This window comes from Intrasporangium sp., assembly GCF_030452765.1.
GTDB lineage: Bacteria > Actinomycetota > Actinomycetes > Actinomycetales > Dermatophilaceae > Intrasporangium_A.
Genome location: NZ_JAKDLO010000024.1, coordinates 1 through 21538 on the forward strand (window position 1 = coordinate 1; position 21538 = coordinate 21538).

The following is a 21538-nucleotide window of genomic DNA, read 5'->3' on the forward strand; positions in this document are numbered from 1 at the left end:
CGGTGCGCGCCTCGCGCGGCAAGCTCGTCTCTCTCGTGCTCGCCCTCTGCCTCGCGTCCGGGGTCATCGGAGGGGTCGTCGGACAGCTGGTCGCGGCGCGAGCGCCCATCGGCTCGACCATGCCGCAACCCGGTCCCGGCGCGACGAGCCGTCCGGCGGGCAGCATCGCCGGCATCGCGGCGCACGCCCTGCCCAGCGTCGTGACGATCCGGGTCGAGGGCGGGCAGGGCGAGGCGACCGGCTCCGGGTTCGTCATCGACGAGAAGGGACACGTCCTGACGAACAACCACGTCGTCTCACAAGCCGGGAGCGCCGGCAAGATCGCGGTGGTCCTCAGCAACGGCGACACGGAGCCTGGCACGATCGTCGGCCGGGATAGCAGCTATGACCTGGCTGTCATCAAGATGGCACGCACCGACCTGACACCGCTCGTCCTCGGCCAGTCCGAGGATGTCGTCGTGGGGGACGAGGTCATCGCGGTCGGTGCCCCGCTCGGGCTCGACCAGACCGTGACGAGCGGCATCGTCAGCGCCCTGAACCGGCCGGTCACACCCGGGGCGGGGGACGAGGCGTCGTACATCAACGCCATCCAGACCGACGCCGCGATCAACCCCGGCAACTCGGGCGGGCCGCTGCTCGACATGCAGGGCCAGGTCATCGGGGTCAACTCAGCCATCGCCCGGGTTCCGGGCAGCACCGCATCGGGCGGCAACATCGGCCTCGGCTTCGCCATTCCGAGCGACCAGGCCCGACGCACCGCCGAGCAGCTCATCGCGACGGGCCACGCGACGCACCCGATCATCGGTGTGCTGCTCGACCGCACCTACAGCGGCGAAGGCGCCGAGGTGGCCACCGGCGAGGACGCCGTCACCCCGGGTGGGCCGGCGGACAAGGCCGGGATCGAGCCGGGAGACGTCATCATCGCCTTCGAGGGCAAACGGATCAGCACCCCGGATCAGCTCGTCGTCTCGATCCGGGCCCGGGCCGTCGGCGACATAGTGAGCCTGCAGGTCAAGCGCGGCAGCGAGGACATCGACCTCAAGATGACGCTCGAGGCAGCACCCAGCGACTGACCTCAGCGATCACTCGTACCATGGTGCGGCGCGGGAGAGCGAGGAGGTGAGCGGCCGTGATCGACATCAACGGGTGGGAGTTCATCCTGCTGATCGTCCTCGCCGTCGTCATCCTCGGCCCCGAGCGCCTGCCCGAGTATGCCGCCAAGCTCGCCCGCTTCGTGCGGCAGGCCAAGCAGCTGGCCGAGCGGGCCAAGACCCAGCTCAAGGACGAGATGGGCCCGGAGTTCTCCGACATCGACTGGCGGGCATACGACCCCCGCCAGTACGACCCGCGCCGTATCGTCCGCGAGGCGCTGACGGCGCCGGACCCGGCGCCCGACGGTCAGACGGCGACGGCACCGGCCGAGCACGACCCCGGCAGGCCGACCCCGTGGGACGACGAGGCGACCTGAGCCGAGCAACGGTCGGTCAGCGGCCGACCGGGCTGACCCCGAGCGACCGGCCGGCCAGGCCGCGGGAGCGGTGCGCCAACCCGCGGGCGATACCGCGCAGGGCCACTCCGGCAGGCGACTCGGGCTCGCCGAGGACGACCGGCGTCCCGTCGTCGCCGCCCTCGCGCAGCCGAGTGTCGAGCGGGATCTGGCCGAGCAGCTCGACCGGGGCCCCGATGCTGCGCGACAGCGACTCCGCGACCCGCTGCCCACCGCCGGACCCGAAGATCTCCTGCCGGGTGCCGTCCGGAAGCTCGAGCCAGGACATGTTCTCGATGACCCCGACGACCCGCTGGTGGGTCTGCAACGCGATGGCCCCGGCCCGCTCGGCGACCTCGGCCGCCGCCTGCTGGGGTGTCGTGACGACGAGGATCTCGGCGTTCGGGATGAACTGCGCCACCGAGATCGCGATGTCGCCCGTGCCCGGCGGCAGGTCGAGCAGCAGGACGTCGAGGTCGCCCCAGAAGACGTCGGACAGGAACTGTTGCAGGGCCCGGTGCAGCATCGGCCCGCGCCAGACGACGGGCTGGTTGCCCGGGACGAACATGCCGATCGAGATGACCTTCACGTCGTACGAGACCGGAGGAAGGATCATGTCGTCGACCTGGGTCGGCCGGTGCTCGACCCCGAGCATCCGTGGCACGGAGAAGCCGTAGACGTCGGCGTCGACGACCCCGACCCGCAGCCCCTGCTCGGCCAGGGCCGCCGCAAGGTTGACGGTGACGGACGACTTGCCGACACCGCCCTTGCCGGAGGCCACGGCGTAGACGCGGGTCAGGGAGCTCGGCTTGGCGAAGGGGATCTCCTTCTCCGCGACGCCGCCTCGCAGCTGCTCCCGCAGGGCCTTGCGCTGCTCGTCGCTCATGACGTCGAGGGAGACGTCGACGGCCGTGACGCCGGGCACCTTCTCCAGGGCCGCCGTCGAGTCCTTGGAGATCGTGTCTCGCATGGGGCACCCGGAGATGGTCAGGTAGATCGTCGCCGCGACCCGACCGGTCGTGTCGATGTCGACCGACTTGACCATGCCGAGCTCGGTGATCGGTTTGCGGATCTCGGGGTCGTTGACGGTGGACAGTGCCGTGAGCAGGTCGTCACGGCTCGGCAGCGCGGCGGCAGACATGTCCAACATCGTATGTCGCTCAGCTGCCCGGCCCGGTGTCTCCTCCGCCATAGGCTGAGCAGTGCCGCTCAACTCACCCCGTTCTCCTGGGCCAACCGGCCGGAACGAACTTGGTGGCCGGCCGTCGACTGTGCTCAGCTCGCGTCCCGAGCCACGCTCGATCCGGCCACTTGACCCGTGCGGGCAGCTGAGCGGCATACCGGGGAGCGGTGGCCTCAGGGGGACGAGCGTTCGGGAGGGCTAGTCGGGTTGACGAGCCTCGTCGTGGGGGGCGAGCAGGTGGCGCTCCTCGAGCTCGTCCAGCAGGTCGCGCAGCTCGGAACGGACGAAGTCACGGGTCGCCTGCTCGCGCAAGGCGAGCCGCAGCGAGGCGACCTCGCGGGTCAGGTACTCGGTGTCGGCGAGGTTGCGTTCGTCCCGGGAGCGGTCCTGCTCGATGCTCACCCGGTCGCGGTCGGCCTGCCGGTTCTGGGCGAGCAGGATGAGGGGCGCGGCATACGACGCCTGGGTCGAGAAGAAGAGGTTGAGCAGGATGAACGGGTACGGGTCCCACCTGAGCCCGTAGAGCGCGACGACGTTGAGGACGATCCAGACGATGATGAACAGCGTCATGTAGACCAGGAACTTCGCCGTGCCCATGAACCGGGCGAACTTCTCGGCGATGACCCCGAAGCTCTCCTCGGTGAACGTCAGCCTCGGCAGCAGGCTCGCGCGCTGCTCCCGCGGCTGGTCGAGCCGGTCGGTGCGCCGCGGGGAGCGGGTGGGCTGATCGCTCATGGGCTCACCTCCAGCTCGTGCCGCTCCTCGCGCCAGTCGTCGGGCAGGATGTGGTCGAGCACGTCGTCGACCGTGACTGCCCCGATCAGCCGACCGTCGTCGTCGACGACGGGCAGCGAGACGAGGTTGTACGTCGCCAGGGTGCGTGCGACATACCCGAGCGGGGCGTCGGCCTCGAGCGGGTCGACGTCCTTGTCGATGATCGTGCCGACACTGGCGTGCGGGGGCTCGCGCAGCAGCCGCTGGATGTGAACGAGCCCGAGGTAACGGCCGGTCGGCATCTCGAGCGGCGGCCGGCACACGTAGATCATCGATGCGAGGGCCGGGGCGAGCTCCTCCTTGCGGACCATCGCGAGGGCCTCGGCGATCGAGGTCTCGGGCGCGAGGACGATCGGCTCGGTCGTCATCATGCCGCCGGCGGTGTTCTCGTCGTAGGTGAGCAGGCGGCGCAGCGGCGCCGCCTCGCCCGGTTCCATCATCTGCAGCAGATGCTCGGCCCGCTCGGGTGGGAGCTCCGCGAGCAGGTCGGCCGCGTCGTCGGGCTCCATCTCCTCGAGCACGTCCGCGGCTCGCCGGGGGTCGAGCCCGACGATGATCTCGACCTGGTCGTCCTCGGGCAGCTCCTCGAGGACGTCGGCCAGCTTCTCGTCATCGAGTGCGGCCGCGACCTCGGAGCGACGCTTCGGGTTGAGGTCGCGGATGACCTCGGCCAGGTCCGCGGTCTTGAGGTCGTCGTAGGTCTCGAGAAGACGCTCGGCGCTCTGGGCCGACGTCTCGTCGTGCAACCCGGAGACGTCTCGGGTGTCGACGAGCATCGTCCTGCCGGAGCGTCGCCGGGTGATCCGGGACATGGCCCGCGACGCGGGGGAGACGCCGGAGGCCTGGCGGACGAAGACCTTGACCGCGAACCAGTCGCGGCGCACTCGTTGCTCGATGGCGAGATCCTCGACCAGCGCCGTCGAGATCCCGGCAGCCTCGGCCTCGGGGCCCCGCACGGTCACGGTCCGGTCGAACAGCTCCGCGGCGACAAGGGTCTCGTTGGTGCGCTGCTCGAAGCGGCGCATGTTTACCAGCCCGGTCGTGATGACGGCGCCGGCGTCGATGGACGTGACCCGTGTCATCGGGACGAAGACCCGACGCCGGCCGGGCACCTCGACGACGATGCCGATGACGCGCGGCTCCGGGCGGGCCTGCGTGAACATCACGACGACATCGCGCACCCGCCCGACCTGGTCGCCGAGGGGGTCGAAGACGGCGAGACCGGTCAGTCGCGCGACGAAGACGCGGGTGCTCGCACTCATGGGCCAAGGCTAGAGGGTGCTCATCGGCCTCGACGGGTCCCGCGCCGGTGGCGGCCACGCCAGTGCCAGGGCCGCCAGGAGGCCGTCGTTGCGGGGGTGTCCACCGGCTCGGCCCGGTGGGCGCTCGCGTCGTAGCTGCCGGGGCCCTCGACCGGCTCGCCGAAGGGACGCAGGGCGGTGATCGTGCACTGCTGCGCCCAGCGGGTCACGCTGTCGTCGGCGGCGTTCAGCCGTGAGCCCTTGAGCAGCTCCGCGGCGGCGGTCCACTCCGGCGTCCCCGGCTCGACGATGGACGTCGTGGCCCGCGTCGTGAGCAGCCGGCCGCCGGTGTCCTTGCTGCGCAGGATGATCCGGGCCTCGGTGGGCAGCCACGGCAGGGGCTGCTCACCGGGCCCGCTCACGACATAGGCGGTGCCGTCGCTCCAGACGTGCCAGACTCCCCACGTGCGCCCGTCGGGTGCCTCGACCCAGAACAGGCCCGATTTCGACATCGCCTCGGCCAGCAGGGCGCTGGCGTTGACCGAGTGCTCTTCACTCACAGCGCCACCCTAGCCGCGAGCCGTGAGGCTGGTCATAGGTGAGGACGGTCATAACGCGGCGCCCGGTCGGGTTGCTAGCGTGCCCCGCATGCGCAGCGCCAAGGACTTCTTCCGGCCCCTCGCCGTCGGGGCCCCGGCCCCCGTCACAGAGGTGCCCGCCCGGCCCAGCCGGATGATCCACTTCTTCGACCCGAGCAACGAGAAGATGGCAGCCAGGGTCCCGGCCATGGTCGGCACCGTCGACGTGCTGCTGGGCAACCTCGAGGACGCCGTCAAGTCCGACAGGAAGGAGGCGGCCCGGGCCGGCCTCGTTGCCATCGCCAAGGCCACGTACTTCGGCGAGCACACGCAGCTGTGGACGCGGGTCAACGCCCTCGACAGCCCGTGGGTGCTCGACGACCTGACCACCCTGGTCACCGAGATCGGCGACAGGCTCGACGTCGTCATGGTGCCCAAGGTGCAGGGCACCGAGGACATCCACTACGTGGACCGGATCCTCGCGCAGCTCGAGGCGCGGGCCGGCCTGACCCGCCCGATCCTCGTCCACGCGATCCTCGAGACGGCCCGCGGCGTGGTCAACGTCGACGAGATCGCTGCCGCGAGCCCGCGCATGCAGGGCATCTCGCTCGGCCCGGCCGACCTCGCCGCCGACCGCCGGATGAAGACGACCCGCGTCGGTGGGGGACACCCGGGCTACCTCGTGCGCGAGGACGCTGAGGTCACAGCCGGTGAGTCCGATGTCTTTGGTGCCCGCCCGACCCACCAGCAGGACCTCTGGCACTACACGATCTCGCGCATGGTCGACGCCTGTGCGGCGGCCGGGATCTTCCCCTACTACGGCCCGTTCGGCGACATCAAGGACGTCGTCGGCTGCGAGGACCAGTTCCGCAATGCCTTCCTGCTCGGCTGCGTCGGCGCATGGTCGCTGCACCCCGTCCAGATCGACATCGCCAAGAAGGTCTTCTCCCCCTCGGCCCAGGACGTCGCGCACGCGCGCCGCGTCAAGGAGGCCATGGGCGACGGCACGGGCGCGGTCATGCTCGACGGCAAGATGGAGGACGACGCCTCGCTCAAGCAGTGCCTGGTCATCCTCGAGCTCGCCGAGCGCCTGTCCGAGACGGACCCCGAGCTCGCCGAGCTGTACGGGTGATGACGCGTATGCCGCTCAGCCCGTCCGCGACGAAAGGTGCACGTCCGTGAGCGCTCAGTCTCAAGCCGGCCCAGCGGCATACCGCGACTACCGACCGCGCCGGTCGGTGCTCTATATGCCCAGCTCGAACGAGCGGGCACTCGAGAAGGCCAAGACCCTCCCCGTGGACGGGCTCATCCTCGACCTCGAGGACGCCGTCGCCCCGGACGCGAAGGAGCAGGCCCGCGAGAACGCCTGTGCCGCAGTGCGATCCGGCGAGTACGGCAACCGCGAGCTGACCATCCGGGTCAACGGGACCGGCACCCAGTGGCACGAGGCCGACCTCGCTGCCGCGAGCGCCGCCGGCCCGGACGGGATCGTCGTGCCCAAGGTCGGCTCGGCCGACGAGGTGCGCCGGCTCGTCGCGGCGATGGTGGCCGCCGGCACTCCCGAGCGCACCAGGCTGTGGGCGATGATCGAGACGCCGGTCGCGATCCTGCACGCCGAGCAGATCGCCCGCGCCTCGGACCGGCTCGCGGCCTTCGTCATGGGCACCAACGACCTCGTCAAGGAGCTGGGGGCTGCGCACCTGCCCGGTCGGGCACCGATCCAGACGAGCCTGCAGCTGGCGATCCTCGCCGCCCGGGCGGCCGGGATCGCGATCCTCGACGGGGTCTACAACGACGTCAAGGACGCCGAGGGTCTCGCCGCCGAGTGCCGCCAGGGACGAGAGCTCGGCTTCGACGGCAAGACCCTGATCCACCCCGGCCAGGTCGCGGCCTGCAATGCGGCCTTCGCGCCGAGCGAGGCCGAGGTGGCGGGCGCCCGCGAGATCATCGCGGCCTTCGAGGCGGCGCAGGCGCAAGGCCGCGGCGTGGTCACCGTGAACGGCCGGATGATCGAGAACCTCCACGTCGACACCGCCCGCAAGGTCCTCGCCACCACCGACGCCATCGCTGCGCTCGGCTGACGGCTACTGCTGGGCTTCACCGGCCGGCCGGTGTTCGGTGCGACGACCAGTATTCCGGTGGGCGGCCGCAGGGTGTGCTCGGCTGACGCCTGAGGTGCGAACAGTGGTCGTTCGGCGAAACGCGTCGGGCAGCGGGCCCCCGGTCGCTTCGTCGCCGGGGAGTCATCCGACCCCGTCCGACGTTGAGGGGACATGAGCGAGGGACCGGACGCGGGCGGCGCGGCCGCTGCGCATGGTCCCGCACGGGTCTCCCGCCGTCGCTTCGTCGCAGGCGCGCTCGGACTCGCCGCCGCCGCCGGTGGGTCGGTCGCGTTCGCGAGCGGCGGGTGGGACGGCCTGCCCGAGATTCCGGGGCTCACCGGGATCGGTGGCCCGCTGCCGCAGGAGCGGCGGGTCGATCCCGTGCCCGTGCCGCGGGCCGACCTGCAGGCGCGCGCCCGAGTCGGCTCGGCGGCATACGTCTACGAGTTGAGCGGCAAGCGCGCGACGTACTACGTCACCGAGGCGTTCGGGCGCCGGCTCGACGCGTGGCTGGCCCTGCACGCCGAGCACGTGGGGCAGGCGCCCGAGCAGGTGTGGTCGTACGGCGCCTGGGCGCCCGCTGCCGCGACGTCGTGGCACGCCTCAGGTGAGGCGTTCGACCTCTCGCGGCTGCGGGCCGGCGGCGCGGACCTCATCTCGCTGCGCTACGACGCATGGCGCGACGCCCCGGCCGCTGAGCTGCGGCGGCGCCTGCGTCTCTACTGGCGGACCGCGGCCGCGCTGCACCTCGAGTTCGCCGACGTGCTGACCTACCTGTACAACTCCGCCCACGCGAACCACATCCACGTCGACATCGGGCGGTTCGGACCCGAGCGGCCCCGGCTGATCCGGCGCTCCCGGGCGCAGGTTCAGGCGGTGCAGGCGATGTGTCGGTATGTGTGGGGGCGCACCGACGTGCCGCTCTCTGGGCGGTTCGACGAGCCGACCCGCGACGCGACGACGGCTGTGCTGGCCTCCGTCGGAGACCCGGGGGAGCTCGCCGACTCACGCGAGGCCTGGCAGGCCTTCCTCGTGGCCACCATGCAGCGTGCCTGATCGGCCACGGCAAGAGGGCCGGACCACACCGGCTCGCCGCTGCTGGCCGGACCGTCCGAGCCAACTACGATCGCGCGTATGGCCAAGCGCGTGCTCACCCCGCAGGGGGAGGACTTCCCCCGCTGGTACCAGGACGTCATCGCCAAGGCAGAGCTGGCCGACAACGGCCCGGTCCGCGGCACCATGGTCATCCGGCCCTACGGCTACGCGATCTGGGAGCGGATGCAGGCCGACATGGACGCGCGGATCAAAGCCGCGGGCGCCCGCAACGCGTACTTCCCGCTCTTCATCCCCGAGTCGTATCTCAAGCGCGAGGCCGAGCACGTCGAGGGGTTCAGCCCGGAGCTCGCCGTCGTGACGCACGCGGGCGGCAAGCAGCTCGAGGAGCCGGTCGTGGTGCGTCCCACCTCCGAGACGGTCATCGGCGAGTACCTGGCCAAGTGGGTGCAGAGCTACCGCGACCTGCCGCTGCTGCTCAACCAGTGGGCCAACGTCGTGCGGTGGGAGCTGCGGCCTCGCCTCTTCCTGCGTACGAGCGAGTTCCTGTGGCAGGAGGGCCACACCGCGCACGCGTCGCAGGAGGATGCCCGGACCTACGCCGAGCGCATCCACGTCGACGTCTATGCCGCGTTCATGCGCGAGCTGCTTGCGATACCGACGGTGCTCGGGCGCAAGACCATAGCCGAGCGGTTTGCCGGCGCGACGAACACCCTGGCCCTCGAGGCGATGATGCGCGACGGCAAGGCGCTGCAGATGGGCACCTCCCACGAGCTCGGCCAGAACTTCGCGCGCGCCTTCGGCATCCGCTACCTGTCCGAGGCGGGGGTCGAGGAGCACGCCTGGACGACGTCGTGGGGCTCCTCGACCCGGATGGTCGGCGGGCTGATCATGACGCACGGCGACGACCACGGGCTGCGCGTGCCGCCGCGGCTCGCGCCGGTGCAGGTGCTCGTCACGGTCGTCAAAGCAGGCGAGGGGGTGCTCGAGGCGGCTCGGCAACTGGTGACCGACCTGCTCGGGGCGGGTGTCCGGGCCGAGCTCGACGACCGCGTCGACACCCCCTTCGGACGCCGCGCTGTCGACGCGGAGCTCAAGGGCATCCCGCTGCGCGTCGAGCTGGGGCCGCGCGACCTCGCCGACGGATCGGTCGTCCTCGTGCGCCGGTTCGACGGGTCCAAGCGCAGTATGCCGCTCACCGCCGTCCGCGACGCCGTGCCGGCCCAGCTCGCCGAGGACCAGGACGCCCTATATGCCGCTGCGCTGGCCTTCCAGCAGGAGCGCACCGTCGCAGTGGCGGGCATCGACGAGGCGGCGGAGGCGGCCCGGACCGGTTGGGCGACGCTCCCGTGGGCGAGCCTCGGTGTCGACGGGGAGCGGAAGCTCGCCGAGTCGGGCATCACCGTGCGCTGCCTGACGATGCCCGACGGGAGTGTGCCGCCCAGCGAGGACGCCGAGGGCGTGCTCGCCGTCGTGGGCCGGGCCTACTGATGCCGGAGACAGCCGAGCACGGGACGCCCGCGGGCGCCCCTCCCGACTCACTGACACCGCTGCTCCGGCAGCGCGAGAGCGTCATGGTCTACGACCGCACCTACGTCATCTCGCCCGCCGACCTGCGAGCGATCCTCGAGGCGGCCAGATGGGCGCCTTCGGCGGGAAACTCGCAGCCGTGGGGCTTCGTCGTCGGGAGGCGCGGCGACGAGACACACCGGCGGATCGTGCGGGTGCTCTCGACCGCGAACCAGGCCTGGGCACCGGCGGCGTCGGCGATCATCATCACGCTGCACCAGGTCGCGACCGACTTCGACCACGAGATCGCCTACTCGGACTACGCGATGTTCGACCTCGGGCAGGCGGTCGCCCACATCACCGTCCAGGCACGGTCGATGGGTCTGCAGGTGCGACAGTTCGGCGGGTTCGACCACCGGGCCGCGAACGAGGCCTTCACGGTGCCGCCGCACTGGACGGCGACGACCGGTATCGCCCTCGGCAGGCCGGCCAGCCACGGCGAGGAGGCAGCCCTGCCCGGCTGGGTCCAGCAGCGGTCCCGGCTGCCGCGCGAGCGCCTGCCGCTCGAGGCGTTCGTCCACGCGAGCCGCTTCGGGCACCCCGCCGACTTCCTCACCGACCCCTGATTCCCGACCGGACCGCGGCGCCAACGACTGTCTTTGCTGCGCCTGACTGCCGGACGTCCAGCAGTCAGGTGCGACAAAGGCAGCCGGCCGGCGTAGGGCCGGTCGGAGCGGGCGCTCCGTTCGGGGAAGGGGGCCGGGTCACCAGCGCGAGGCGCCGGCCGCCGCCGCGGCCAGGTCTCCGAAGAGCTCCGCCGCGTCGACGGGCAGGCCACGGCGGGTGAACCAGTCGGCCATGTTCCGGGCGTCGCGCTCGAGATAGTCGAAGCCATGCGGGTTGCCGATGACGTCGACGACCTGGGGCCAGTCGATGATGACGAGCCGTTCGCCGTCGAGCAGCACGTTGTACGGCGAGAGGTCGCCGTGTGCCCAGCCGAGCTCGGCGAGCCGGATCATCGCCGAGCGCAGCTCCTCGAACAGGTCGCCGAGCAGGTCGGCCGGTGGCCGGGCCTGCACGAGCCTTGGCGCGGCCGTCCCGTCGGGATCACCGATGAACTCCATCAGCATCTCCGACTCGCCCAGCTGGACCGGGTAGGGAACCGGCAGGCCCTCAGCCCAGAGGGTGGCGAGGGTGCCGAACTCGGCGCCGGCCCACATCTGGCTGATCAGCGCCTTGCCGTAGTCGGTGCGGGTGCGCATGGCCCGCATCTCGCGGGACTTGCGCACGCGGCGTCCCTCGAGGTAGCCGGCGTCGCGGTGGAAGAGCCGGTGCTGCGAGGACCGGTACCGCTTGGCCGCCATGAGGACGCCCGCATCGTCACGCCCGGGCACCCAGCGGCGGACGAGATGGACGTCGGCCTCCTTGCCCGTCTTGAGGATGCCGAGGTCGGACTCGACGGCACCGAGCTCGGTGATGACCCACTCGGGGCGCGGTTTCGGCCCGTGAGTGGCGCCGTCCCATGTCGACCAGCGCTCGCCCTCGGGCGGGGCGTCCGGCTCGGTGTCAACCGAATAGTTCAGTTCGGCAGTCAGTGTGGCTATGTCCGAAGTGTGGTCGTGCGATTGAGAAGTCTTGCCTGACAAGGGAACTCCAAGGTAGTCGAGATGTGGGCGAGGACGCCCGGGACCGTGATGGACATGTCGACCTCCTTGGGTTCGGCGCCGGCCCCTCTGGCCGACGACTCAGTCACCAGCGTTGCCGGTCTGCTCGTCCTGACGCAACCGGTTTTCGTCGTGCCTCGGAATCTGCGAATCGGTATCAACGGGGCACGACGGGCCTCTACCGTGATGACAGGGGTGGTCCCGGCCTCGTCGGAGGGAGCCCGAGATGCCAGTGAAATCGTTCGCCGGAGGTGCCGTGCGCCTCGACCACCCGAGCTCGTACGCCGCGAGGCCCGCAGAACGGTCGCGGTCGCTGCCGGGGGAGCCGGGGTACGAGACCCAGGTGAGCAAGGACGCCCTGCTGGCAGCCCTGGGGGACACGGGCTTCGAGCACCTGCAGAGCGTCGACGTCGCCCCACGTCGCACCCGCACCACAGATCGCGGCGCCCCTGGTGACACGCGCACGCTGGCACTCGATGTCGACGTCGCCGCCGACCAGGACGCGGTCGTCCTGTTCGAGCAGGACGGCGTCTACTCGTGGCACCTGCCTGTCGCACCCGCGGACGCGGACCGCTCCATCGACCCCGGCCCGCGCACCCGGCACTTCGAGATCGACGTGCGTCCCGGCGCGCCCACCCCGTCAGCCGGTCCGGAAGGCATCGCCGGCACCCGGCGCACCCGCGGCATCCTCGGCAGCATCATCCAGGGGGCCGCGCAGGCGATCGTCTTCCGGTTCGCCGCTCCGTTCCTGGTCGACAAGGCCATCGACCTGATGGAGAAGGCGGTCCGGCCCGGGCTGCTGCACCTCACCTCACCCGACATCACCGACTGGCGGCGCGTCGACACCCTCGACGAGCTGCACCTGCCGACCGACCGGCCGCTTCGCGTCCTCCTCTTCGTGCATGGCACCTTCTCCTCGACGGCAGGTGGCTTCGGGGCGCTGACCGTCACCGACTCGGGCCGCGCCTTCCTGACCCGCGCCATCGACACGTATGACGCTGTGCTCGGTTTCGAGCACGTCACCCTCAGCGTCGACCCCCGCCAGAACGCGAAGGACCTGCTCCGCCGGCTCAGCGCGCATCACCCCGATGCCGACTTCACGATCGACATCATCACGCACAGTCGGGGCGGCCTGACGACGCGCTGCCTCGCCGAGCACGAGCTGCCCGCGTCGAGCTGGCCCGGCCGGGTCGACCGGGTCGTCTTCGTCGCCGCGACCAACGCCGGGACCCACCTGGCCGACCCCGACCGCTGGTCCGACCTCGTCGACCTCTACACCAACCTCGCGGCGGCCACCGCTCGGGCGCTCGCACTGCTACCCGGTGCGGCGCCCGTCGCGGCCATCGTCGCCGGCGTCGTCAAGGGGATCGGTGCCTTCGTCAAGTACCTGGTCGCCTACGCGGGTGACAAGAACGGTGTGCCGGGTCTCGCGGCGATGGTGCCCGCCGGGGCTTTCGTCACCGACCTCAACAAGGAGCAGCCCGGGCAGCCGGCCCCGGGGGCCAGCTGGTTCGTCGTGTCCTCGAACTTCCACGTCTCGCTCCTCGACGACAGCCACCACCCACCTGAGTTCCCACGGGAGCTGGTCGTGAAGCTCAAGGAGGGCTTCGTCGACCAGCTGTTCAAGGCAGACAACGACCTCGTTGTCGACACTGCGTCGATGTCGGCGATCGGGCTGCCCACCGGTGGCTTCGTCGCGGACCAGCTGGCCCTCGGTACCAACGACGTCGTCTTCCACAGCAACTACTTCAGCCAGGACCGGGTGCTCGCGCAGTTCGGCCGGTGGCTGCTGCCACACACCGCCATGGCCGAGCCGCCTGCGACCGCGGCCGAGCCGCCGGCAACCGCAGCCGAGCCGCCGGCAACCGCAGCCGAGCCGCCGGCGACCGGGGACCGTGGCCTGCCTCCGGTGCCCGACGTCATCGAGTCCGGATCCCGCGAGCTTGCACCAGCGGTTCCGGCACCGGCGCCCGAGGCTCTTGCGGACGGGGCCAAGGTCGAGGCACACCTGGCCGCCGAGATGCCGGCCACGATGACTCCCGCCGAGAGCGTCGACCTGCGAGTGCGACTCTCGCGCAAGGCAGTCAATGCCACGCCCGGGGCGGCGCACGACGAGGCCGTCGCCGCCGTCGACGACGCCAGACCCCTGTCCGTCCGCGTCGTCGGCAAGCGAAACGCCGAGATCGTCGGCACCGACGTCGACGTCTTTGCCCTGCCCCCCGGCGGCGGCACGTCCGAGCTCACCTTCAAGGTGCGGGCGCGTCGGCCCGGGCCGGTCGAGGTCACCGTCGTCGTCCGACAGGGGAGCGTGCCGATCGGCACCCTGCGCCTGCGCGCCGACGCCCAGACTGTCACGCACGTCCCGGCGGCGACCGCTGCCGCCGCCGTCACGGGCCCGGCAGCCGCCACGGCTCAGGCCCCGCTCGGCATCGACGCCCCCGAGCTCGAGGGCCTGCCCTGTCTCGAGATCTTCGAGACCGACCACGGGGACGACGAGGTCGTGTTCGAGTACGCCCTGCGGCTCGAACAGGGTGGCATGGTTCACCGGTTCACCTCCGAGCCGCTTCGCGACCGCGCCACCTTCGTGCGGGCGCTGCTCGGACAGGTCGAGGATGCGTGGCTCGAGCAGGGGGACCGCCCCGCTGCCTACCTCGCCGCCATCCAGGACCTCGGGGCCTCGCTGTTCGAGCAGATCTTCCCGCAGGACATGCAGGCGATGCTCTGGAAGCACCGCAACCGGATCACGGACCTGCTCGTCTACGCCGACGAGCCGTATGTGCCGTGGGAGCTCGTCCACCTCAAGCCGCCGGTCGGCCCACGGCAGAAGACGCCGCGCTTCCTGGCCCAGCACGGCCTCGTCCGGTGGCAGTTCACCGGCTTCCCGCCTAAGACGCTCCGAGCTCGGGCAGGGCGCGTCCGCTCGCTGTGCCCGACCTACCTCGACCCCGCGTTCGTCCTGGCCGAGACCGGGCTCGAGGCTCAGTTCCTCGCCACGAAGCTCGGTGCCACGCCCGTCAAGGCGACGCCGACCGACGTGCGCCGGCTGCTGCGGCGCGGCGACTTCGACCTGCTCCACTTCGCCGGGCACGGGCTGGCCGACCCCACCGACATCTTCGACGCGAAGGTCCTGCTCCAGGGCCGCAAGCGCGGCAACTCCGTTCTCCCGCAGTACCTGACCGCGACGAACGTCAGTGAGAACGGCCGGTGGACGGTGCCCGGATCCGGCCCGATCGTCGTGCTCAACGCCTGCCAGGTCGGCCGTGGCGGCGAGCAGCTGTCCACCCTCGGCGGGTTCGCCAAGGCGTTCCTCGACGCGGGCGCCTCCGCCTTCGTCTCGAGCCTGTGGTCCGTCGGGGACGAGCCGGCGCGCACCTTCGTCGAGACCTTCTACGACGAGCTGCTCTCGGGCACGCCCGTCGCCCTCGCGACGTCCCGCGCCCGGGAGCAGGCCCGCGCGTCCGGTGACGCGACGTGGCTCGCCTACGTCGTCTATGCGCGACCTGACGCGACGCTGGAACTCACCTGAGCGACATCCGAGTCCATCACCACGAAACCCGTCAACCACCGAACCCACCAACCGCCGGATCCATCAACTGCAAGGGAGCACACCATGGGGCGCAAGGCATTGTGCGTCGGCATCAACGAGTTCGCCCACCTGCCGATGAGCAGCTGGCTCGCGGGGTGCGTCAACGACGCCGAGGACATCTCCGCGACCCTGCGTAGCCGCGGGTTCCGCAAGGCCGACACGACGGTCCTGCTCGACGGCGACGCCACGAAGTCGGCGGTGCTGGGCCGGCTCACCGATCTCGTCGAGGGGTCGAAGACGGGTGACCACGTCGTCTTCACCTTCTCGAGCCACGGCACCCAGGTGCCGGACGTCGACGGCGACGAGGACTACGACCACCTCGACGAGGCCTTCGCCTGCCACGACCTCGCGCCCAAGGGTGACCAGTGGGACCCCGACACCGTCATCATCGACGACGAGCTGCGCAACCTCTTCAGCCGCATCCCGAAGGGGGTGCTCGTCGAGGTCCTGCTCGACACGTGCCACAGCGGCACCGGGTTGCGCCGGATCGACCAGATCGCCCACGACCTGCTGATCGGGCGGCGTCCGCGCTACCTGCCGCCGCCGACGAGGACGGGCCTGAGCCGGTCGATCGAGATCAGCACGGCGCCGGAACCGAGCCACAACGGCACCGACCACCGGGGGCTGGCCGAGCTCGCGCGGTCGCGCTCGACCAAGAGCAGGCCGGTCCTGTTCGCAGCGTGCAAGCCGGCCCAGACGGCGGCCGATGCGACCTTCGGCGGTCGGGCGAACGGGGCCTTCACCTACCTGTTCCTCAAGGCGCTGACGGACCAGCCCGAGGGGACCCGGGCCAAGCTGCTTGGCGCGGTCACCGCGGGCCTCAAGGCCGGCAGCTTCGAGCAGCGGGCCACCCTCGAGGGACCGGTCGCCGCCAAGCGCGCCGGCTTCGGCGCGACCTGGTGACCGTTGGCGTCCCCGACCGTCCGGCTCGATCGGGGGCGCAGGTCGGCCACGGCCACGGCCTCCCGAGTGTGGGGACTCACACGAGGGAAGGGGTCCCCGCAGGCGCGCTGAGCGGCATACTCCTTGCTTGTTGACCCTCAGCACCGACGAGCAAGGGAGCGTTTCGCGCATGTCCCGCCTCCAGCAGACCGACGGCCTCACGGAGGAGCAGGCCGAGCTGCTCTCCCTCGTGCGGCAGTTCGTCGACGAGCAGATCCTGCCCGTGGCGACCGAGCTCGAGCACCGCGACGAGTACCCGCAGGCGATCGTCGACGGGATGAAGCAGATGGGGATCTTCGGGCTGATGATCCCCGAGGAGTACGGCGGGCTCGGCGAGTCGCTGCTCACCTACGCCCTCTGCGTCGAGGAGATCGCTCGCGGCTGGATGTCGGTCAGCGGGATCATCAACACCCACTTCATCGTCGCCTACCTGCTGCTGCAGCACGGCACCGAGGAGCAGAAGCGGCGCTACCTGCCGAGGATGGCGACCGGCGAGATCCGCGGCGCGTTCTCGATGAGCGAGCCGGCGCTCGGCTCCGACGTCGCGGCGATCCGCACCAAGGCCGTCCGTGACGGGGACGAGTGGGTCCTCACCGGCCAGAAGATGTGGCTGACCAACGGCGGCAGCGCGAACCTCGTCGCGGTCCTCGTGCGCACCGAGCTGGGCGAGTCGGACAGCCCGTACAAGAACCTGACGACCTTCCTGGTCGAGAAGGAGCCCGGCTTCGGCGAGACCGCCCAAGGGATCACGGTGCCCGGCAAGATCGACAAGATGGGCTACAAGGGCGTCGACACGACCGAGCTCGTCCTCGACGGGCACCGGACGAGCGACGCGCAGCTGCTCGGCGGCGTGCCCGGCCGGGGCTTCTACCAGATGATGGACGGTGTCGAGGTCGGCCGGGTCAACGTCGCGGCTCGTGCGTGCGGGGTATCCCGGCGTGCGTTCGAGCTCGGCGTCGCCTACGCCCAGCAGCGCGAGACGTTCGGCAAGAAGATCGTCGAGCACCAGGCGATCCTGTTCCGGCTCGCCGACATGGCCACGAAGGTCGAGGCCGCCCACCAGATGATGGTCAAGGCCGCCCGGGTCAAGGACGCCGGGCAGCGCAACGACCTCGAGGCCGGCATGGCCAAGTACCTCGCGGCCGAGTACTGCGCGGACGTCGTCGAGCAGGCGTTCCGGATCCACGGCGGCTACGGCTACTCCAAGGAGTACGAGATCGAGCGGCTCTACCGCGAGGCCCCGATGCTGCTCATCGGCGAGGGCACCGCCGAGATCCAGAAGATGATCATCGGCCGGCGCCTGCTCGAGGACTACCGGATCAAGGACTGAGCCACACAGGGCAGGCACAGCCAGCTCATGTCTGACACCAGAGTGACGTGCGAGGATGAGGACATGAGCATGCAACCGAAGGGCCCGGGACAGCGGCAACGGTTCGCGACGCTGTCCCTCGACTACCCGATGTCCCTCGGGGTCTTCGACAAGTACCTCGACGCCCAACAGGCCGTCGACACCTTGTCGGACAAGGGCTTCCCGGTCGAGAACTGCCTCATCGTGGGCACCGACCTCAAGCAGGTCGAACGCGTGACTGCCCGGCTCACGTGGGGCCGGGTGATCCTGGCCGGCCTGCTCTCGGGCCTGTGGCTCGGCCTGTTCGTCGGGCTGATCTTCGCACTGTTCAACCAGCAGCAGAGCGCCTTCGCGCTGCTCATCTCGTGCGCGCTCTACGGTGCGCTCTTCGGGCTCATCTGGTCGGTCATCGGTTATGCCTTCACCCGCGGCACCCGCGACTTCCAGTCGGTGAGCCAGGTCGTCGCAACCAAGTACGAGGTCTTCGTCGAGCACAAGTTCGCCCAGGAGGGGCGTGACATCCTCGCCCAGGCCGGCCTCGCGAGCCAGGGCTACCCGGTCTACACGCCGCCGGCGTCGCCCCAGGCCGCGCCGCCTCAGGGAGCGCCCGCGGAGTCCGCGCCGCCGCCCCCGCCCTCGAACCGCGACCTGCCCTGAGGGCAGCGGCTCTGGCGCCGACCGCCCTCCACGCCGGGCCGGACCGCACCCCGCTGGTATGCCGCTGAGTCTCGTTCCTGACCCGCTTGGCCATCCGCTCCTTCCGCCCTCTCGTGAGGTGGCTCCGACAATCCCGCCCCGGCCCGATAGCTGGGGGTCAGCGGGGCCGGACACCTCCAACAATCCCGCCCCGGCCCGATAGTTGGGGGTCAGCGCGAGCGGACCTCGGTGATCCACGCCTCGACCTCGTCGGCCGTGCGCGGCATCGACGCCGACAGGTTCTCGTTGCCGTCCTCGGTGATGAGGATGTCGTCCTCGATGCGGACGCCGTGGCCCCGGAACCGCTCCGGGGCCAGCTCGTCGTCGGCCTTGAAGTAGAGGCCGGGCTCGACGGTGAGGATCATGCCAGGCGTCAGCTCCGCATCCAGGTACTGCTCGCGGGTCGCCAGCGCGCAGTCGTGGACGTCGAGGCCGAGATGGTGGCTCGTACCGTGGACCATCCAGCGGCGGTGGTACTGGCCGTGCTCCTTGTCGAGGGTGTCCTCGACGCTGATGCCGTCGGGTAGCAGCCCCCACTCGTGCAGGTGTTCGGCGATGACGCGGATCGCGGCGGCGTGGATGTCGCTGAACTTGTTGCCCGGTCGAGCCGCCGCGATGCCGGCTTCCTGGGCTTCGTGAACCGCCTCGTAGATCTCGCGCTGGGCGTCGGTGAAGGTGCCGCTGACCGGCAGGGTGCGGGTGATGTCGGCGGTGTACAGGGAGTCGACCTCGACGCCCGCATCGAGCAGCAGCAGGTCGCCGTCCCTGACCTCGCCGGTGTTCTTGATCCAGTGCAGCGTGTTGGCGTGGTCACCGCTCGCGCAGATCGAGTCGTAGCCGATGCCGTTGCCGTGGTGGCGGGCGTGCAGGCCGAAGATCCCCTCGACCCAGCGCTCGCCGCGCCCGCGCCGGACCGCCTCGGCGAGCTCGGCGATAACGGCCTCGAAGCCGTGCTTGGTCCCCTCGACGGCTGAGCGCATCTGTTCGACCTCCCAGGCGTCCTTGACCATCCGCAGTGCCGACAGGAAGGCAGCGAGCTGCTCGTCCGGGCTCTGCTGCTGCTCGTCCTCGGCGACGGCTGCCGCGCCGGTCTCGGACGTGGCCGTCTCGGACGTGGCCGTGTCCGAGCCGGCAGTGGCGGCGCTCGTGCCGGATGGCGCCTCGCCGGCCTCCCGGTCGGTCGCGCCGGACTCGTCCCGGACCGTGTCGACGAGGGCCGCGACCTGCGGGTCGGCGTCGCGCACCACCCGGACCCGCACCGAGCCGGCGTCCTTGGCCAGGGCATCGCGCAGCTCGTCGATGTGCCGCGCCGTCACGCCGAGCTCTGCCTCGACATCCTCGAGGGTCGGGCGAACCCCGACCCAGAACTCGCCGTAGCGGGCATCGCCGAAGAACTCCTCGGTGTCCCGGCCGGCGAGCGGGCGGAAGTAGAGGACCGTCTCGTGGCCGCCGCCGGAGTCGCCGTCCCAGCCCCGGCGCGGCTCGAGGACCAGCACGGCGTCCGGCTCGCGGTCGCCGCCGAGGCCCGTCAGATGCGCGAAGGCACTGTGCGGGCGGAAGACGTAGTCGCAGTCGTTGCTGCGGACCTTCAGGCCACCGGCCGGGATGACGAGGCGCTCACCCGGGAAGCGCGCGCCGACCGCGGCACGGCGGTCAGCGGCATACCCGGCGACCTCGGCGCGGGTTGGGAGGCCGGTGCGCCGCGGGGCCCAGCCGCTCGCGACGAAGGCGCGGAACTCGTCCGTCGTGGGACGACCGCGGTTGTCGGACTTCTTCTGCTCTTCACTGGTCACCGGGCTATCGTCCCACCCTCGGCACGCCGATTTCGCACCACATAGGGTGGCGGGCGTGGCACGCAGGAACCCGTCCGGCCGACCCGTGATCGCGCGCGCCCGGCGCCCCGGTTTCCGGGCAAGCACGCGTCGGGCCATGCGCCCGAGCGGACCGCCCACGGACGAGATCCCGGTGTGGACGTCACCCGACGGGGTCGAGCGCAAGACCGCCCAGGCGGTCGTCGACCTCGCCATGCGTGCCGGCGTCGCGCTGCTGTCGACCGGTGCCTCGGCCGCCGACGTGACGGGGACCGTCCTCATGCTCACCGAGGCCTACAGGCTCCGGTCGGTGCACGTCGACGTCAACTACACGTCGGTCACCGTGTCCTACCACCGCGGCCCGGACGCCGACCCGATGACCGTCATGCGGATCGTCCGGTTCCGGGTGCAGGACTACACCCGGCTCGAGCGGCTGCGCGCGCTCGTCGTCGACCTCGTCAGCCATCCCGTCGACACCGATGAGGCGCGCGTGCGCATCGACGCCGTCATCGGGGCACCGCATCCCTACCGGCGGTGGGTCGTGACGGCGGCCGGGGCGGTTCTCGCGGCGGCGGTCGCCGCGCTCATCGGGGCGGGTGCCCTGATGAGCGCTGCGACGTTCGTCAGCGCGTGGTTCATCACCCGTGTCCTCGACTGGCTCGGACGCCTCGGGGTGGCCTCGTTCTTCGCGCAGATCGTCGGGTCGGCCATCCCGACGGTCGCGGCGACCCTCGTCGTCGTCGCCCGGGCCAAGGGCGTCGGCGGGCTCGAGCACGTCTCGCCCTCGCTCATCGTCGCCGCCGGAATCGTGCTGCTCCTGTCCGGGCTGTCGGTCGTCGGGTCCGGCGAGGACGCGCTGTCGGGGTACTACGTGACGGCCGTCGCGCGGGCCTTCGAGGTCATCGTGCTGTCACTGGGCATCGCGATCGGCATCTCCGTCGTGCTGGCCGTCGGGCAGCGGCTCGGCTACCCCATCGCGATCACCCCGTTCACGAGGCTCACCGACGACCTGCTGGTCCAGGTCGTGTGCGCCGCGATCATCTCCATCGCCTTCGCCGTCTCGGCCTACTCGAGCGGGAGGGCAGCGGTGCTGGCCGGCCTCGCCGGTGCGGGCGGCTGGGTGGCACTGGCCATCATGGAGGACGTGGGGGTCGGCTCGACGACCGCGTCGGCCGGAGCCGCACTGCTCATCGGCTTCACGGCCCGGCTGCTCGCCCGTCGCCTCGACCTGTCGGCGATGGCGGTGACGACCGGCGCGATCGTACCCATGCTGCCGGGCCGCGCCGTCTACCAAGGGATTACGCAGGTCGTCTCCGAGCCGGAAGGTGCCGGGATCGCCGCCGGCCTGCCGACCCTCGTCGGTGCCTTCGGGCAGGGCCTGGCGCTGGCGGCCGGTGTCTCGCTGGGGACCTACTTCGCGGGGCTGCTGCTCGCCCGCCGGACGGGGCAGCGGCTCTCGGTGCCGGCCGGCGCCATGATTCCGTGTGACCCGAAGCGGCGCCCAAGGCAGCCGGTCCTGTCCGACACGGGCGAGCTGCCCTCGGTCGAGGCCCGGCGGCCCTAGG

The 21538-nt window shown here is 71.1% G+C and carries 18 protein-coding genes; 12 read left to right on the top strand and 6 right to left on the bottom strand.

Features of this window, described 5'->3' with window-relative positions:
* On the top strand, positions 1-1073 hold a 1073-nt coding region (locus L0H79_RS04930; protein ID WP_301483444.1), incomplete at its 5' end, for a S1C family serine protease.
* Positions 1074-1129: 56 nt separating this feature from the next.
* Positions 1130-1468 (top strand): preprotein translocase subunit TatA, encoded by a 339-nt coding sequence (locus L0H79_RS04935; RefSeq protein ID WP_301483445.1) that lies wholly within the window; start codon positions 1130-1132, stop codon positions 1466-1468.
* 16 nt (positions 1469-1484) lie between these two features.
* Here the strand turns inward: L0H79_RS04935 and L0H79_RS04940 are convergent, their stop codons facing one another.
* The 4 genes from L0H79_RS04940 to L0H79_RS04955 all read right to left on the bottom strand — a co-directional run bounded on the left by L0H79_RS04940 (position 1485) and on the right by L0H79_RS04955 (position 5244).
* A complete protein-coding gene (locus tag L0H79_RS04940) occupies positions 1485-2627 on the bottom strand; it encodes an Mrp/NBP35 family ATP-binding protein (protein WP_301483446.1) in 1143 nt (380 codons plus the stop codon).
* Positions 2628-2867: 240 nt separating this feature from the next.
* Complete coding sequence (locus tag L0H79_RS04945) at positions 2868-3404, bottom strand: DUF1003 domain-containing protein (RefSeq protein WP_301483447.1); 537 nt, start codon at positions 3402-3404, stop codon at positions 2868-2870.
* The gene (locus L0H79_RS04950; protein ID WP_301483448.1) at positions 3401-4705 is read right to left on the bottom strand and encodes a CBS domain-containing protein; all 1305 of its coding nucleotides are present in this window, start codon (positions 4703-4705) and stop codon (positions 3401-3403) included. Before L0H79_RS04950 ends, L0H79_RS04945 begins: the two co-directional genes overlap by 4 nt.
* Before the next feature lie 20 nt (positions 4706-4725).
* Positions 4726-5244: a hypothetical protein gene (locus L0H79_RS04955; protein WP_301483449.1), complete on the bottom strand. Its 519-nt coding sequence runs from the start codon at positions 5242-5244 to the stop codon at positions 4726-4728.
* A gap of 88 nt (positions 5245-5332) precedes the next feature.
* On the opposite strand from L0H79_RS04955, the gene L0H79_RS04960 reads away from it, so the two are divergent.
* The 5 genes from L0H79_RS04960 to L0H79_RS04980 all read left to right on the top strand — a co-directional run bounded on the left by L0H79_RS04960 (position 5333) and on the right by L0H79_RS04980 (position 10552).
* Positions 5333-6394, top strand: coding sequence for a CoA ester lyase (locus L0H79_RS04960; protein WP_301483450.1), 1062 nt, complete (start codon positions 5333-5335; stop codon positions 6392-6394).
* A gap of 46 nt (positions 6395-6440) precedes the next feature.
* Positions 6441-7343 (top strand): CoA ester lyase, encoded by a 903-nt coding sequence (locus tag L0H79_RS04965; protein WP_301483451.1) that lies wholly within the window; start codon positions 6441-6443, stop codon positions 7341-7343.
* Between the two features lie 192 nt (positions 7344-7535).
* On the top strand, positions 7536-8420 hold the full coding sequence (locus L0H79_RS04970) for an extensin family protein (RefSeq protein WP_301483452.1): 885 nt from the start codon (positions 7536-7538) through the stop codon (positions 8418-8420).
* Positions 8421-8498: 78 nt separating this feature from the next.
* On the top strand, positions 8499-9908 hold the full coding sequence (proS, locus tag L0H79_RS04975) for a proline--tRNA ligase (protein ID WP_301483453.1): 1410 nt from the start codon (positions 8499-8501) through the stop codon (positions 9906-9908).
* Positions 9908-10552 (top strand): nitroreductase family protein, encoded by a 645-nt coding sequence (locus L0H79_RS04980; protein WP_301483454.1) that lies wholly within the window; start codon positions 9908-9910, stop codon positions 10550-10552. Before proS ends, L0H79_RS04980 begins: the two co-directional genes overlap by 1 nt.
* Positions 10553-10690: 138 nt before the next feature.
* Here the strand turns inward: L0H79_RS04980 and L0H79_RS04985 are convergent, their stop codons facing one another.
* On the bottom strand, positions 10691-11572 hold the full coding sequence (locus tag L0H79_RS04985) for a serine protein kinase RIO (protein WP_367652429.1): 882 nt from the start codon (positions 11570-11572) through the stop codon (positions 10691-10693).
* 244 nt (positions 11573-11816) lie between these two features.
* Between L0H79_RS04985 and L0H79_RS04990 the strand changes: the two genes are divergently transcribed.
* The 4 genes from L0H79_RS04990 to L0H79_RS05005 all read left to right on the top strand — a co-directional run bounded on the left by L0H79_RS04990 (position 11817) and on the right by L0H79_RS05005 (position 18123).
* Positions 11817-15116, top strand: coding sequence for a CHAT domain-containing protein (locus L0H79_RS04990; protein ID WP_301483455.1), 3300 nt, complete (start codon positions 11817-11819; stop codon positions 15114-15116).
* Between the two features lie 84 nt (positions 15117-15200).
* Positions 15201-16079 carry a caspase family protein gene (locus L0H79_RS04995; protein WP_301483456.1) on the top strand — a complete coding sequence of 293 codons (879 nt, stop codon included), beginning with the start codon at positions 15201-15203 and terminating at the stop codon, positions 16077-16079.
* Positions 16080-16248: 169 nt separating this feature from the next.
* Positions 16249-17448, top strand: a complete 1200-nt coding sequence (locus L0H79_RS05000) for an acyl-CoA dehydrogenase family protein (protein ID WP_301483457.1) — start codon at positions 16249-16251, stop codon at positions 17446-17448.
* 63 nt (positions 17449-17511) lie between these two features.
* Entirely contained in the window at positions 17512-18123 is a 612-nt protein-coding gene (locus L0H79_RS05005; protein WP_301483458.1) for a general stress protein, read from the top strand.
* Between the two features lie 209 nt (positions 18124-18332).
* Here the strand turns inward: L0H79_RS05005 and L0H79_RS05010 are convergent, their stop codons facing one another.
* Positions 18333-19955, bottom strand: a complete 1623-nt coding sequence (locus L0H79_RS05010) for an aminopeptidase P family protein (RefSeq protein WP_301483459.1) — start codon at positions 19953-19955, stop codon at positions 18333-18335.
* A 55-nt stretch (positions 19956-20010) separates the two neighbouring features.
* Here L0H79_RS05010 and L0H79_RS05015 point away from each other — a divergent pair, with 55 nt between their 5' ends.
* Complete coding sequence (locus L0H79_RS05015) at positions 20011-21537, top strand: threonine/serine exporter ThrE family protein (protein WP_301483460.1); 1527 nt, start codon at positions 20011-20013, stop codon at positions 21535-21537.
* The last annotated feature ends 1 nt before the right edge of the window (position 21538 follow it).